The 12,662-nt window shown below is 66.0% G+C and carries 12 protein-coding genes and 1 pseudogene; 4 read left to right on the top strand and 9 right to left on the bottom strand.

Going from position 1 to position 12,662, the window contains the following annotated elements; genetic code table 11:
- Nucleotides 1–108: 108 nt before the first annotated feature.
- Nucleotides 109–607: pseudogene (locus tag OC184_RS01120) on the bottom strand (IS481 family transposase); the annotation flags it as partial.
- A 516-nt stretch (nucleotides 608–1,123) separates the two neighbouring features.
- On the opposite strand from OC184_RS01120, the gene OC184_RS01115 reads away from it, so the two are divergent.
- Nucleotides 1,124–1,402, top strand: coding sequence for a transposase (locus tag OC184_RS01115; RefSeq protein ID WP_265505329.1), 279 nt, complete (start codon nucleotides 1,124–1,126; stop codon nucleotides 1,400–1,402).
- A 222-nt stretch (nucleotides 1,403–1,624) separates the two neighbouring features.
- Here the strand turns inward: OC184_RS01115 and OC184_RS01110 are convergent, their stop codons facing one another.
- The 4 genes from OC184_RS01110 to OC184_RS01095 all read right to left on the bottom strand — a co-directional run bounded on the left by OC184_RS01110 (nucleotide 1,625) and on the right by OC184_RS01095 (nucleotide 4,357).
- A complete protein-coding gene (locus OC184_RS01110) occupies nucleotides 1,625–1,753 on the bottom strand; it encodes a hypothetical protein (protein ID WP_265505328.1) in 129 nt (42 codons plus the stop codon).
- A 122-nt stretch (nucleotides 1,754–1,875) separates the two neighbouring features.
- Nucleotides 1,876–2,274, bottom strand: a complete 399-nt coding sequence (locus OC184_RS01105; protein WP_265505327.1) for a (deoxy)nucleoside triphosphate pyrophosphohydrolase — start codon at nucleotides 2,272–2,274, stop codon at nucleotides 1,876–1,878.
- Nucleotides 2,271–3,524: a bifunctional glutamate N-acetyltransferase/amino-acid acetyltransferase ArgJ gene (gene argJ, locus OC184_RS01100; RefSeq protein WP_265505326.1), complete on the bottom strand. Its 1,254-nt coding sequence runs from the start codon at nucleotides 3,522–3,524 to the stop codon at nucleotides 2,271–2,273. Before argJ ends, OC184_RS01105 begins: the two co-directional genes overlap by 4 nt.
- A complete protein-coding gene (locus OC184_RS01095) occupies nucleotides 3,524–4,357 on the bottom strand; it encodes a foldase protein PrsA (protein ID WP_265505325.1) in 834 nt (277 codons plus the stop codon). Before OC184_RS01095 ends, argJ begins: the two co-directional genes overlap by 1 nt.
- A 208-nt stretch (nucleotides 4,358–4,565) precedes the next feature.
- Here OC184_RS01095 and secA point away from each other — a divergent pair, with 208 nt between their 5' ends.
- Nucleotides 4,566–7,265, top strand: a complete 2,700-nt coding sequence (gene secA, locus OC184_RS01090) for a preprotein translocase subunit SecA (protein WP_265505324.1) — start codon at nucleotides 4,566–4,568, stop codon at nucleotides 7,263–7,265.
- A gap of 98 nt (nucleotides 7,266–7,363) precedes the next feature.
- Here secA and fmt read toward each other — a convergent pair whose 3' ends face one another.
- The 4 genes from fmt to def (OC184_RS01070) all read right to left on the bottom strand — a co-directional run bounded on the left by fmt (nucleotide 7,364) and on the right by def (OC184_RS01070) (nucleotide 10,211).
- The gene (gene fmt / locus OC184_RS01085; protein WP_265505323.1) at nucleotides 7,364–8,257 is read right to left on the bottom strand and encodes a methionyl-tRNA formyltransferase; all 894 of its coding nucleotides are present in this window, start codon (nucleotides 8,255–8,257) and stop codon (nucleotides 7,364–7,366) included.
- A gap of 421 nt (nucleotides 8,258–8,678) precedes the next feature.
- The gene (gene def / locus OC184_RS01080; protein ID WP_265505322.1) at nucleotides 8,679–9,179 is read right to left on the bottom strand and encodes a peptide deformylase; all 501 of its coding nucleotides are present in this window, start codon (nucleotides 9,177–9,179) and stop codon (nucleotides 8,679–8,681) included.
- 2 nt (nucleotides 9,180–9,181) lie between these two features.
- Nucleotides 9,182–9,697 (bottom strand): peptide deformylase, encoded by a 516-nt coding sequence (locus tag OC184_RS01075; protein ID WP_265505321.1) that lies wholly within the window; start codon nucleotides 9,695–9,697, stop codon nucleotides 9,182–9,184.
- On the bottom strand, nucleotides 9,690–10,211 hold the full coding sequence (gene def / locus OC184_RS01070; protein ID WP_265505319.1) for a peptide deformylase: 522 nt from the start codon (nucleotides 10,209–10,211) through the stop codon (nucleotides 9,690–9,692). Before def (OC184_RS01070) ends, OC184_RS01075 begins: the two co-directional genes overlap by 8 nt.
- A gap of 77 nt (nucleotides 10,212–10,288) precedes the next feature.
- Between def (OC184_RS01070) and OC184_RS01065 the strand changes: the two genes are divergently transcribed.
- Both OC184_RS01065 and OC184_RS01060 read left to right on the top strand, forming a co-directional pair.
- Nucleotides 10,289–11,473 carry a MalY/PatB family protein gene (locus OC184_RS01065; protein ID WP_265505318.1) on the top strand — a complete coding sequence of 395 codons (1,185 nt, stop codon included), beginning with the start codon at nucleotides 10,289–10,291 and terminating at the stop codon, nucleotides 11,471–11,473.
- 71 nt (nucleotides 11,474–11,544) lie between these two features.
- The gene (locus tag OC184_RS01060) at nucleotides 11,545–12,507 is read left to right on the top strand and encodes an acetyl-CoA carboxylase carboxyltransferase subunit alpha (protein ID WP_265505317.1); all 963 of its coding nucleotides are present in this window, start codon (nucleotides 11,545–11,547) and stop codon (nucleotides 12,505–12,507) included.
- The last annotated feature ends 155 nt before the right edge of the window (nucleotides 12,508–12,662 follow it).

Raw genomic sequence — 12,662 nt, 5'->3', positions numbered from 1 at the left:
AGTCCGCATCGCCATCCTCAACCGCTTCACCGCACTCGGCATTCCCGTCACGCAGCCCGTCGGCTGACTTCAGACGGGAAAGGGGAAATCTGATCTTCAAACGCTTCATGCAACAGCGCCGTAGAGCTTTCCTTCGGCAGTCTGCACTTCGGCGATGTCGATGTGGAAGAAGCCGATAGGGTAGTGCTTGAACTTCGACCGCTTCGGCTTGTCGCCCTCGACGTCAGGCAAGCGCGAGATGCCATGGCGTTGCAAGCATCGGTGCAGTGCTGATCGTGTCAGGTGTGGGATGGACGGCTGCAGGGCATAGAGGCAGTCATCGAGTGGCAGCAGCGTGTGACGTCGGAACGCAATGATCGCCGCCTCCTCCGCCTCGGTCAAGATCGTCAAACGTGGCTCCTTCGGCCCCGTCTTGAGATCCTCGACCGTCTGGCGTTTGCGCCACTTCGCAACCGTCTTGGGGTTAATCCCCAGTTCCCGGCTCAGCGTCGCGAGCGAAGCTTGCGATCATTCGGGCCGACCCTCGGACCGATGGCGGGCCAGCCCTCATTATTGCAGCTCTGACGGCGTGCGTGGTCGTGGCGCTCCCGTGACGAACCTGACCCATAATGCTTCCTTCCATTCCTGCAAAAAGGATCGCACCATCAAACCGTGGGATCAAACAGCTAGCGAACGCTTCGACGCTTGAGTGTCCCAGACCGCATGGACCGGGCTGGATACACAAAGTTCAGGACACTCCCCGGATCAACCCCGAATGACCCGATGGGCAAACTTGCAGATCATCACGGCATCGCCATTCACCGTGTCTCGGTCTGGCGGTTTTCGCGCAGTCTCGGGCTGACCCACGAAAAAGGCCTGCAAGCCCTCGAGCAGAAGCGGCCTCACCGGCCGGCACGCCATATCCGGATCACAGGACGCCAACCGCTCACGCGCAGCGCGTTGACGCGCCTCGGCTTCATCGACGAGACGTCGCCGAAGGCGAACATGGCCAGGACCACCGGACGGCCTCCAGAAGGCGCGCCTTGTCAACCATGCGCCCTTCGGTCACGGGGAACACCTGGACCTTCATCGCCGCCCGGCGCCATGACCGGCTGGATGCGCGCCGGGGGTGACTGGCGGTGCCATGAACCGCGAACTGTACGAGTTCCATGGCGAAACCCGATTGGCCGCGATACTGCGACCCGGCGAGGTGATCATTCCGGATGACCTGTCATCGCACAAGAGCCCCAAGGCCGCGGCGACCATGAGCGCCGTTGGCGCGTGGTTCTTGGTCTTGCCTCCCTACAGCCCAGATCTGAACCCGATCGAGATCATTCGCACGTTCACCCGGACCAATGGCGTCCACGCCCTCACATGCGCAAAGCTCAAGGCTCTGATGCGAAGAGCCGCCTCGCGAACCTGAGAGGCACTCTGGCACGCTGCCGGGCAGGTCTGCGATCCTTTCACCGATGAGGAGTGCTGCGATTTCTCCAAAGCCGCCGAATATGAGGCCGATTAGACGCAACGCGCTCTAAGGCCTAAACGCGAAACAGCCGCCGAGGCTTCGGCGGCTGTTAGCATGGCGGCATCGGCGTCCGCCGCAAAAGCTGATCCGGCCGCAGACATTCCTGCCGCCGCCAGCTTGTCAGTTGCTGACCGGCTTGCCCTCGAACAAGCGGTTGCCGACGCGAACCAGAATGTTCCCGTTCGACATCGCGCCTTCGAAAAGGCCCTGAATCGAGATGTAGCTTCCGATCGAAATGGTGCGAATCATGTCAATCCCTCCTTGCGCCCATGAGGTAAGGTAGTCATGAAATAGTTAACAATGGGTTCTTTATAAGCTCAGCTACGACTTTTTTGGGCAGCATTGCAACCATATCACTAAAAGGTGCGTTATCAGACCCACATTTGCAGCGCAGGTATCAGCGGTATGTCGGCGGCCGGCATGGGATACGATCTGAGATCCGCAGATCTGACCCACGCAAGCTGCTGTCCCTCTTGCGGTCTGACGATGCCTTGCCAACGGCGGCAGGCAAAAAGCGGCATCAGAAGATGGAAGGTGTCATAGGCATGGCTGGCAAATGTCAGCGGCGCCAGGCAGCTGTCCCACGTCTGGATGCCCAGCTCCTCGTCCAACTCGCGGATGAGGGCGGCTTCGGGCGTCTCTCCAGGCTCGACCTTGCCGCCGGGAAATTCCCACAGCCCGGCCATCGACTTGCCCTCGGGGCGCTGTGCCAGAAGCACGCGCCCGTCGGGATCGATCAGCGCCACGGCCGAGACAAGGACTGTCTTCACGAGCGATAGTCTGCGTTGATGTCGATGTAGCCGTGCGTCAGGTCGCAGGTCCAGACGGTCCGCGCCCCCTGCCCCAGCCCCAGGTCCACGCCGATCCGCAGCTCGGCGTTCTTCATGTAGGCGCTGGCCGCGGCCTCGTCGTAACTGGGCGAGCGCCAGCCGTTTTCCGCCAGGACCATGTCGCCGAAGCGGATGGTCAGGCGGTCGCGGTCGGCCTCGGCCCCGGACTTCCCAACGGCGGCAACGATGCGACCCCAGTTGGCGTCTTCCCCGGCGATGGCGGTCTTGACCAGCGGAGAGTTGGCGACGGCCATGGCGACCTTGTGGGCATCGGCCTCGGACGCGGCCCCGGTCACGGCAACCTCGACGAACTTCGTTGCCCCCTCGCCGTCGCGAACGACCAGATGCGCCAGTTCGCGCATGACGCCGTGCAGGGCCTGGACGAAGGCCTGCCCGACATCCGTGGCAAGGTCATTGATCGGCGCGGCCTCGGCCTGCCCTGTCGCGGCCAGGATCAGCGCGTCAGAGGTCGAGGTGTCGCTGTCTACCGTGATTGCGTTGAAGGTCCGGTCCAGCCCCGACGACAGCGCCTGCTGCAGCAGGTCCGTCGGCATCCGCGCGTCGGTGAAGACATAGACCAGCATCGTCGCCATGTCTGGCGCGATCATCCCCGAACCCTTGGCGATGCCGGTGATGCGGATGGGACCGCCCTCTCCCTCGATGGTCGCCGAGGCGCCCTTGGGGAAGGTGTCGGTCGTCATGATCGCCCGCGCGGCATCGGCCACGCCCGCCGGATCAAGCCCTGCCACCAGGTCACCGACCACGGCGACGATGCGGTCATGCGGCAGCGGTTCTCCGATGACGCCGGTCGAGGACGAGAAGACCCGCCCCCGCGGCAGGTCCAGCGCCGAGGCGACGGCACCGGTGACGGCATCGACCGATTCCTGCCCGCGTGCGCCGGTGAAGGCGTTGGCATTGCCCGAGTTGATGATGATCGCCGCCCCTTGCGGCGCATCGCCGCCTTGCGCAAGCTTGGCCTGGTTGTCCAGGATGCAGGCCGCGCGGGTCGAGGACCGCGTGAAGGCGCCGGCCACGGTGCTTCCCGGCGCGATGCGGATCAGCGTCACGTCGGTGCGACCCTGGTATTTCACCCCCGCGGCGGCACTGGCGAAATCGACGCCCGCGATCACCGGCAGGTCGGGAAACGACGCCGGCGCCAGGGGCGAGACGGGAAGACCGGCCTTGCCCATCAGTTCGCCTCCAGCAGGTCGGTGTTGTTCAGCGCGGCGGGATCGACGCCTTCGGTTTTTTCCACATCAGCGGCCTCGACCAGGCGCTGGATCTCGGCCTCGACCTTTTCGCGCAGGACCATCTGGCTGATCTGGTCGCGGACCTCCTCAAGCGGCGGGGCCTCTCGCAGGCGGGTTTCGTTCAGCTTGATCACGTGCCAGCCGAATTCAGTCTGGACGGGATCCGACACCGAACCCGGCTCCATCGCGGCCACGGCATCGGCGAAGGGCGCGACCATCTGGTCGGCCGAAAACCATCCAAGGTCGCCCTGGTTCGGCCCCGAGGGACCGGTCGAATGCTGTTCGGCCAAGGCGCCGAAATCGCCGCCGTCGTCCAGCTGGGCCTTGATCTCCTTCGCCTCTTCCTCGGTCTCGACCAAGATATGAGCGGCGTTGTATTCGCGCACGGCGTCGGCCTGGGCGAACAGGCGGTCATAGGTGGCCTTCAGCTCCTCCTCGGTCGGGTCGGCCTCGGCGATCTGGGTGACGGCGGCGCTGGCCAGCGTGTTGCGGCGCTGCAGCTCCAGTTGGGCGCGGACGCCGGCGTCCTCCTCGGCCGACTGGGCGACGGCGGTCTGGCGGATCAGCTGGTCCAGCATCATGTCCCACAGCGCCTGGTCGGGCAGGTTCGCCATGTTCGGATCCTGGATCGACTGCTTCATGACGATCATCTGGCCCAAAGTGATCTGTTCGTCGCCCACGGTCGCGACGACCGTGTCGGCGTCCTGCGCCAGCGCGGGCGCGGACAGCATCGGCACCGCGATCATCGCGGCCAGAAGGATCGGTCTGGTCATGGAAGTTCCTCTGCAAGATCCAGTGGCACGCAGCGCAACGCCGGGGCCAACATTGACAGTCAGGCGGGCGGGGCCTACATCCGCAGACAACTCTGTGGAAGGCGCCGCCGCCGCGTTCGTTCCGGCCCCTGATACGGCAATGCGACCGGGGCGGGCAAGTGGGCCGCAAGGGACGCGCCTTTCCCATCAACGTGATTGCGAAGGTAACATGCTCGGCATCGGAAATCTGGCGAAGATGGTCTTTGGGACGCCCAATGACCGAATGGTCAAGGGAACGCGTCCGCTGGTGGCGCGCATCAACGCGCTGGAGGAGCAGTTCAAGGCGCTGTCCGACCAGGGACTGAAGGACAAGACGGCCGAGTTCAAGGACCGTGTCGCCAAGGGCGAGAGCCTTGACGACATCCTGCCCGAAGCCTTCGCCAACTGCCGCGAGGGCGCTCGCCGCGCCTTGGGCCTGCGCGCCTTCGACGTGCAGCTGATGGGCGGCATCTTCATGCACCAAGGCAACATCGCCGAGATGAAGACCGGCGAGGGCAAGACCCTGGTCGCCACCTTCCCCGCCTATCTGAACGCGCTGTCGGGCAAGGGCGTCCACGTCGTCACGGTCAACGACTATCTGGCCAAGCGCGATGCGGAATGGATGTCCAAGGTCTATGCGACGCTCGGCATGACCTGCGGCGTGGTCGTCCCCTTCCAGCCCGAGGGCGAGAAACGCGACGCCTATGCCTGCGACGTGACCTATGCCACGAACAACGAGCTTGGCTTCGACTATCTGCGCGACAACATGAAGGGCAGCGTGGCGGAGATGGTCCAGCGCGGCCACAACTTCGCCATCGTGGACGAGGTCGACAGCATCCTGATTGACGAGGCCCGCACGCCCCTGATCATCAGCGGCCCGTCGCAGGACCGGTCAGAGCTTTACAAGGTGCTGAACGCCTATGTGCCGCTGCTGACCGAAGAGCATTACAAGCTGGACGAGAAGGCCCGGAACGCGACCTTCACCGAAGAGGGCAACGAGTTTCTGGAAACCCGCCTGCAGGCGGACGGCGTCCTGCCCGAGGGGCAGTCGCTTTACGATCCGGAATCGACCACCGTCGTTCATCACGCCAGCCAGGCCCTGCGCGCGCACAAGCTGTTCCTGCGCGACCAGCACTACATGGTCCGCGACGGCGAGGTCATGCTGATCGACGAATTCACCGGCCGGATGATGAAGGGGCGCCGCCTGTCGGACGGGTTGCACCAGGCCATCGAGGCCAAGGAAGGCGTCGAGATCCAGCCCGAGAACGTCACCCTGGCGTCTGTGACGTTCCAGAACTATTTCCGGCTTTACGCCAAGCTGTCTGGGATGACCGGCACGGCCTCGACCGAGGCCGAGGAATTCGCCGAGATCTACAAGCTGGGCGTGGTCGAGGTTCCGACGAACCGCGGCATCGCCCGCCTTGACGAACACGACCGCGTCTATCGCACGGCGGCCGAGAAATACGCGGCCGTCATCGAGGCCATCAAGGAGGCGCATGCCAAGGGCCAGCCGACCCTGGTCGGCACCACGAGCATCGAGAAGTCCGAGCTTCTGTCCGAGATGCTGAAGAAGGATGGCGTGCCTCACAACGTCCTCAACGCCCGCCAGCACGAGGCCGAGGCGCAGATCGTCGCCGACGCGGGCAAGCCCGGCGCGGTGACCATCGCGACCAACATGGCCGGCCGCGGCACCGACATCCAGCTGGGCGGCAATGTCGAGATGAAGGTGATGGAGGCGCTGAAGGCCGATCCCGACGCACACCCCGACGAGCTGCGCGCCCGCATCGAGGCGGAACACGCCGATGAGAAGCGCAAGGTACTTGAGGCCGGCGGCCTGTTCGTCCTGGGCACCGAGCGGCACGAATCGCGCCGGATCGACAACCAGCTGCGCGGCCGGTCCGGTCGCCAGGGCGATCCGGGGCGGTCGCTGTTCTTTCTTTCGCTGGACGACGACCTGATGCGGATTTTCGGGTCAGAGCGACTGGACAAGGTGCTGTCCACGCTTGGCATGAAGGAAGGCGAGGCGATCGTGCATCCTTGGGTGAACAAGTCGCTGGAGCGCGCGCAGGCTAAGGTCGAAGGCCGCAACTTCGACATCCGCAAGCAGCTTCTGAAGTTCGATGATGTCATGAATGATCAGCGTAAGGCCATCTTTGGTCAGCGCCGCGAGATCATGGTTAGCGACGACGTCGGAGAGATCACGGCCGACATGCGCCACCAGGTCATCGACGACCTGATCGACGATCACATGCCGGCGCGCAGCTATGCCGATCAGTGGGACGTTGACGGCCTGAAGGTGGCCGTGCGCGAGCGGCTGAACCTGAACCTGCCGGTGGCCGAATGGGCGGCCGAGGAGGGCGTCGACCACGACGCCATGCGCGAGCGGATCACGGCGGCCAGCGACCGCTATATGACAGACAAGGCGGCGGCCTTTGGGCCCGAGACGATGGTGCAGATCGAAAAGCAGGTGCTGCTGCAGCAGATCGACCAGAAGTGGCGCGACCACCTGCTGACGCTGGACCACCTGCGGTCTGTCGTGGGCTTCCGCGGCTATGCGCAGCGCGACCCGCTGTCGGAATACAAGACCGAGGCGTTCCAGTTGTTCGAGAGCCTGCTGGACGGTCTGCGCTTTGACGTGACGCAGCGCCTGAGCCAGATCCGGCCGCTGACCGAGGCCGAGCGCGCCGAGATGCTGCGCCAGATGGCGCCTCCCGCCCCGGCGCCCGAGGCTGAGCCCGTCGACACCGCGCCTGAACCCGAAGCGGCTGCGCAGGGCGCAAGGCCGGGCTTCGACGAGGCGGACCCCGCGACTTGGGGGAACCCTGCGCGCAACGACCTCTGCCCCTGCGGGTCGGGCAAGAAGTTCAAGCACTGCCACGGCGCGATCTGACGCAGCCGGCGCGCCGCTTGCGTCCCGCCAAGGCGTTCGCGCCCGCCGGGTGGGGACAAGCCCCACCGCGGCCGTGCGCGAAGGGGCGGTTCCCGCTCCTAGCCGAGCCGCGGCGGCAGGGTCCATCCGCGCAACAAATCAGCCGCCGCCATCGGACGCTTCCCGGCGCGCTGTGCCAAGGTGATCTGGACGGCGCCGGTTCCGCAAGCCACTGTGAAGCTGGGCAGGACCGTTCCTGGCTGACCACCACCCGGCACGACGCGGCTTCGGAGCAGCTTGACCCGTTCGCCGTCAATGTCGCACCAAGCGCCGGGGAATGGCGACAGGCCCCTGATCTGACGATCGATTTCGTCCGCCGGACGCGACCAGTCGATCCGGGCCTCGGCCTTGTCGATCTTGGCGGCGTAGGTGACGCCCTGCTTGGGCTGCGGCGTCGCCGGCAGGGGCAAGCGCGGCAGCACGTCCGCGATCAGGTCCGCGCCGATGACGGCCAGACGGTCGTGAAGATCTGCTGTTGTCTCGTCGGCGCCGATGGGGGTGCGGCGCGTGGCCATGACTGGACCGGTATCCAGCCCCGCCTCCATCTGCATGATCGCGACGCCGGTTTCGGCGTCTCCGGCCAGGATGGCGCGATGGATCGGTGCGGCGCCCCTCCAGCGCGGCAGGAGAGAGGCGTGGATGTTCAGGCAACCCAGGCGCGGCGCATCCAGCACCGGCTGTGGCAGGATCAGGCCATAGGCCACGACCACGGCCACATCCGCGTTCAGCGCGGCGAAATCGGCCTGCGCCTGCGGGTCGCGCAAGCGCTCGGGGGTTCGCACCGTCAGGCCGAGCGCCTCGGCCGCGGCTTGCACGGGGGACGGGCGCGGCTTCTGTCCACGCCCTGCCGCACGGGGGGGCTGGGAATAGACCGCCGCAACCTCGTGATCGGAGGCGATAGCGCGAAGCGCCGGCACCGAGAACTCGGGCGTGCCCATGAAGATGACGCGCATATGCTCCTCCGTCGGCAGGTTGTGTTCTGCCGCGATGGTTTAGGCACTGCCGCCGGAAGGGGCAAGGGTGGCGGCCGCCACTGTTCGCCCGAGGGCAGATCGCAGGTATCGCCGGTGCGGCAACATGGCAGCAAGACTGCCTGAAGCAGCGCTATAAGCCGCTGATCAGCAGGCCACAGAGCGGTGCCGGCTCTACCGGCACTTCCGCGTGTAGACACCAGCGAGATGCACGAGCAAACACTCGGCGGCACCATGTTTTGCGAAGCGTCCTCTCGCGAAGGGATCAGAATTCGTGGGCCAGCCAAGACCAGGGCGAGTGACGGCTGATCCTGGCACCCCATCGTGCCTCCGGCTGCGAGGGCCGGCGGCGCCGGAGGGTCTGCCGATCAGGTCCAATGTGGTGGTTCTGCCTGGACGACATCTAGCGCCGGTTCAGTTTCGCCGACTTGGCGACCAGCATCTTGCGGCGCAGGGGCGACAGGCGATCGACATAGAGCCGGCCTTGCAGGTGGTCGATCTGGTGCTGCACGCTGGTGGCCCAGAGGCTGACGAAGTCGCGCTCCTCGACCTCGCCCTGTTCGTTGAGGAAGCGCACGGTCACCGCACGGGGGCGGCTGATGCGAGCCGAGACGCCGGGCAGGTTGGGGCTGGCCTCGTCGTGGTCGCGGGACTGGACACTCTCGTGCAGGATGTGCGGGTTCGCCATCCTGACGGCTTGCCCGCGCTTGTCGGATGCATCGACGACGGCCAGTTGAAGCATGATGCCGATCTGGGGCGCGGCAAGGCCCACGCCGGGCATCGCCTCCATCGTGTCGATCATGTCGTCCCAGATCATCCGCACGGTCTCGGTGACGGCCTCGACGGGTTCGGCGGGGCGGTGAAGGCGCGGGTCGGAATAGGGCAGGAAGGCGCGGACGGCCATGGTCAATCCTCGATGATCAGGCGGCCGTTAAGGTGATCGACCTCGTGCTGGGCAATGCGCGACGAAGCCTGGGTCATCTGGCGGCAGTGATGGCAGCCTTCCAGATCGTACCAGGACAGGCTGATGGCGACCGGGCGTTCGACCGATACGGGGCGTCCGGGGATCGACAGGCAACCTTCGGCCTGGATGTCCGTCAGGGGATCGCGCCACAGGATCTCGGGGTCGAGGACGACCAGCGGGTCAGGCGCGCCCATCTTCCAGCCGGCATCCATGACGAAGATCCGGCGCAGCTCGCCGATCTGGGGCGCCGCCAGTCCCCGCCCGCCGGCATCATACATCGTGGCCAGCATGTCGGCAGCCAGCCGGACGAGGACGGGACCCTGCAGATAACCGGCAGGTTCGCAGCGCTGGCGCAGGCGCGGGTCGGGCCAAAGGACAAGGTCGCGCACGGCGCCGGAGCCGAGATGGGGCGGAAGAACCGGCTTGGCCCACCCCTCCCGGTGCGGTGTGTCAGGCACGTGCCCGTTCCCGTTTCAGCTTGACCATCTTGCGGGTGATCATCTGCCGCTTCATCGCCGACAGGTGATCGATGAACAGGATGCCGTCCAGGTGATCCAGTTCGTGCTGCGCGCAGGTGGCCCACAGCTCGTCGAACTCACGTTCGTGCGTCTGGCCGTCGAGGCCCAGCCAGCGCATGCGGACCTGCGCGGGGCGCGTCACCTCGGCATATTGATCGGGGATCGACAGGCAGCCCTCGTCATAGCTGTTCAGCGCCTCCGAGGTCCAGGTGACCTCGGGGTTGATCAGCACCAGTGGGGCGCGTTCGGCCTGCGGGTCGCGGGTCGCATCCATGACGAAGACGCGGGCGTTCACGCCGATCTGCGGCGCGGCGAGGCCAATGCCGGGCGCGTCGTACATGGTCGCCAGCATGTCGGCGGCCAACGTCTCGATCTCGGGCGTGATGCGGGCCACGGGCTCGGCCACCTTCTTCAGGCGCGGATCGGGATGGATGAGGATCGGTCGCAGGTTCATGACGGCGATTTAGGGCATGGCTTCACCATAAGCAACAACCAGCGTATGCAGGCGGGAACCAACCTGCAGGAGGTCCCATGCCCGATCCCGATTTCGACCAGATCATCGACCGCCGCGGCACCCGGTGCAGCAAGTGGGACGACATGCAGTCCGCCTATGGCGTGAACCCCGACGACGGTCTGGCGATGTGGGTGGCCGACATGGACTTCCGCCCGCCCCATGCCGTGCAGCGCGCGGTCGAGGATGCGGTGGCGCATGGCGTCTATGGCTATCCCGGCGCGAACCGCCCCTATCTGGACGCGATCTGCTGGTGGATGAAGAACCGCCACGGCTGGCAGATCCAGCCGGACTGGATCCTGACCTGCGCGGGGCTGGTGAACGGCGTCGCCATGGCGCTGGATGCGTTCACCGCGCCCGGCGACGGCGTCATCGTCATGAGCCCTGTCTATCACGCCTTTGCCCGCGTGATCCGTGCGGGCGGGCGCGATCTGGTCGAACTGCCGCTGGCGCAGCAGGACGGGATCTATCGCATGGACTGGGACAGCTGGGAGGGGATGCTGAAGGGCCACGAGCGGCTGATGATCCTCTGTTCGCCGCACAATCCCGGCGGCCGCGTCTGGTCGGCCGAGGAGCTGTCGCAGGTGGCCGAGTTCTGCCGCCGGCATGACCTGATCCTGATCTCGGACGACATCCACTGCGACCTGGTGCTGCCGGGCAGCCCGCGCCACCGGATGATCGCCACCGTCGCGCCGGACATCGCCGACCGGCTGGTGACGCTGACGGCCGCGACCAAGACCTTCAACATCGCCGGCGCCCATATCGGAAACGCGATCATTGGCGACCCTGGCCTTCGGGAGCGGTTCAAGGCGGCGCTGATGGCGCGTGGGATCTCTCCGGGCATGATGGGCATGGACATGGTCGCCGCTGCCTATTCCGCCGAAGGCGCGGCCTGGGTCGATGCGCTGGTCGGATACCTGGACGGCAACCGCCGCATCTTCGACGACGGCGTGAATGCCATTCCCGGCCTGCGGTCGATGCTGCTTCAGGCGACCTACCTGTCCTGGGTCGACTTTTCCGGCACCGGCATGACGCCCGAGGAGTTCACCCGCCGGGTCGAAGGCACTGCGCAGATCGCCGCCAATCACGGCGCGACCTTCGGGACCGGCGGGGCACACTTCCTACGCTTCAATCTGGCTACGCCGCGCGCCCGCGTGACCGAGGCGGTGCGCCGGTTGCAGGACGCCTTCGCGGACCTGCAATAAGCGCCCGCGTTGCACTGGTCGGGCGAGGCGCCTATATGGTGCCGAACCCGAACGCGCCGAGGGCATCACGCATGGTCTATCTGGATTTCGAAAAACCGCTCGCCGATATCGAGGGCAAGGCCGAGGAACTTCGCGCCATGGCCCGCAAGGGCGAGGGGGCCGTCGATGTCGAGAAAGAGGCCGCGGCGCTGGACAAGAAGGCGGGGGAACTGCTGCGCGACCTCTACAAGTCGCTGGACCCGTGGCGCAAGACGCAGGTCGCGCGCCATCCCGACCGCCCTCATTGCCGCGACTATATCCAGGCGCTGTTTACCGAATACACACCGCTGGCCGGCGACCGGGCCTTCGGCGACGACCATGCGGTCATGGGCGGGTTGGCGCGGTTCAACGACGCGCCCTGCGTGGTGATCGGGCACGAGAAGGGCAACGACACCCGGTCGCGCATCCACCACAACTTTGGCATGGCCCGCCCAGAGGGATATCGCAAGGCGATCCGCCTGATGGACATGGCGCACCGATTCAAGCTGCCGGTGATCACGCTGGTCGACACGCCGGGCGCCTATCCCGGCAAGGGCGCCGAGGAACGCGGGCAGTCCGAGGCCATCGCCCGCTGCACGATGAAGTCGCTGGAGATCGGCGTGCCGCTGGTCAGCGTCATCATCGGCGAGGGTGGGTCGGGCGGCGCTGTGGCCTTCGCCACCGCGAACCGCATCGCCATGCTGGAGCATTCGATCTATTCGGTCATCTCGCCCGAAGGCTGCGCCTCGATCCTGTGGAAGGATTCGGAAAAGATGCGCGACGCGGCCGAGGCGCTGCGCCTGACCGCGCAGGACCTGAAGAAGCTGGCGGTGATCGACCGCATCATCCCCGAGCCGCAGGGGGGCGCGCAGCGTGCCCCTGCCGATGCGGTCGCCTCGGTCGGTCAGGAAATTGCCGCAATGCTGGTCGAGCTGGACGGGCAATCCGCCGCCGAGTTGATCAAGGACCGCCGGACCAAGTTCCTGGCGATGGGGTCCAGGTCTCTGGCCGCCTGAACACGACACTGTGACCGCCCTGCCACAGCCGCTCCGAAACGGGCGGCTGCTCGCATGTGCGCGCTTGCGTGAACTGCAATCGGCGGGCAGCTTCCCCCTTGCCCGCAGCCGTCAGCAGGAAGGAGGGGCCGCATGAACACATCGGATACCCTGAT

This window comes from Paracoccus rhizosphaerae (assembly GCF_026162645.1).
GTDB classification, from domain to species: domain Bacteria; phylum Pseudomonadota; class Alphaproteobacteria; order Rhodobacterales; family Rhodobacteraceae; genus Paracoccus; species Paracoccus rhizosphaerae.
This window is presented reverse-complemented; position numbering and strand designations above follow the sequence as displayed.

What these genes read in the sequence shown, in the direction of transcription:
- secA (WP_265505324.1), top strand. Translation starts at nt 4,566, where the DNA reads ATGCTCGGCATCGGAAATCTGGCGAAGATGGTCTTTGGGACGCCCAAT.
- OC184_RS01110 (WP_265505328.1), bottom strand. Translation starts at nt 1,753, where the DNA reads ATGATTCGCACCATTTCGATCGGAAGCTACATCTCGATTCAGGGCCTT.
- OC184_RS01065 (WP_265505318.1), top strand. Translation starts at nt 10,289, where the DNA reads ATGCCCGATCCCGATTTCGACCAGATCATCGACCGCCGCGGCACCCGG.
- def (WP_265505319.1), bottom strand. Translation starts at nt 10,211, where the DNA reads ATGAACCTGCGACCGATCCTCATCCATCCCGATCCGCGCCTGAAGAAG.
- OC184_RS01060 (WP_265505317.1), top strand. Translation starts at nt 11,545, where the DNA reads ATGGTCTATCTGGATTTCGAAAAACCGCTCGCCGATATCGAGGGCAAG.
- def (WP_265505322.1), bottom strand. Translation starts at nt 9,179, where the DNA reads ATGGCCGTCCGCGCCTTCCTGCCCTATTCCGACCCGCGCCTTCACCGC.
- fmt (WP_265505323.1), bottom strand. Translation starts at nt 8,257, where the DNA reads ATGCGCGTCATCTTCATGGGCACGCCCGAGTTCTCGGTGCCGGCGCTT.
- OC184_RS01095 (WP_265505325.1), bottom strand. Translation starts at nt 4,357, where the DNA reads ATGACCAGACCGATCCTTCTGGCCGCGATGATCGCGGTGCCGATGCTG.
- OC184_RS01115 (WP_265505329.1), top strand. Translation starts at nt 1,124, where the DNA reads ATGAACCGCGAACTGTACGAGTTCCATGGCGAAACCCGATTGGCCGCG.
- argJ (WP_265505326.1), bottom strand. Translation starts at nt 3,524, where the DNA reads ATGGGCAAGGCCGGTCTTCCCGTCTCGCCCCTGGCGCCGGCGTCGTTT.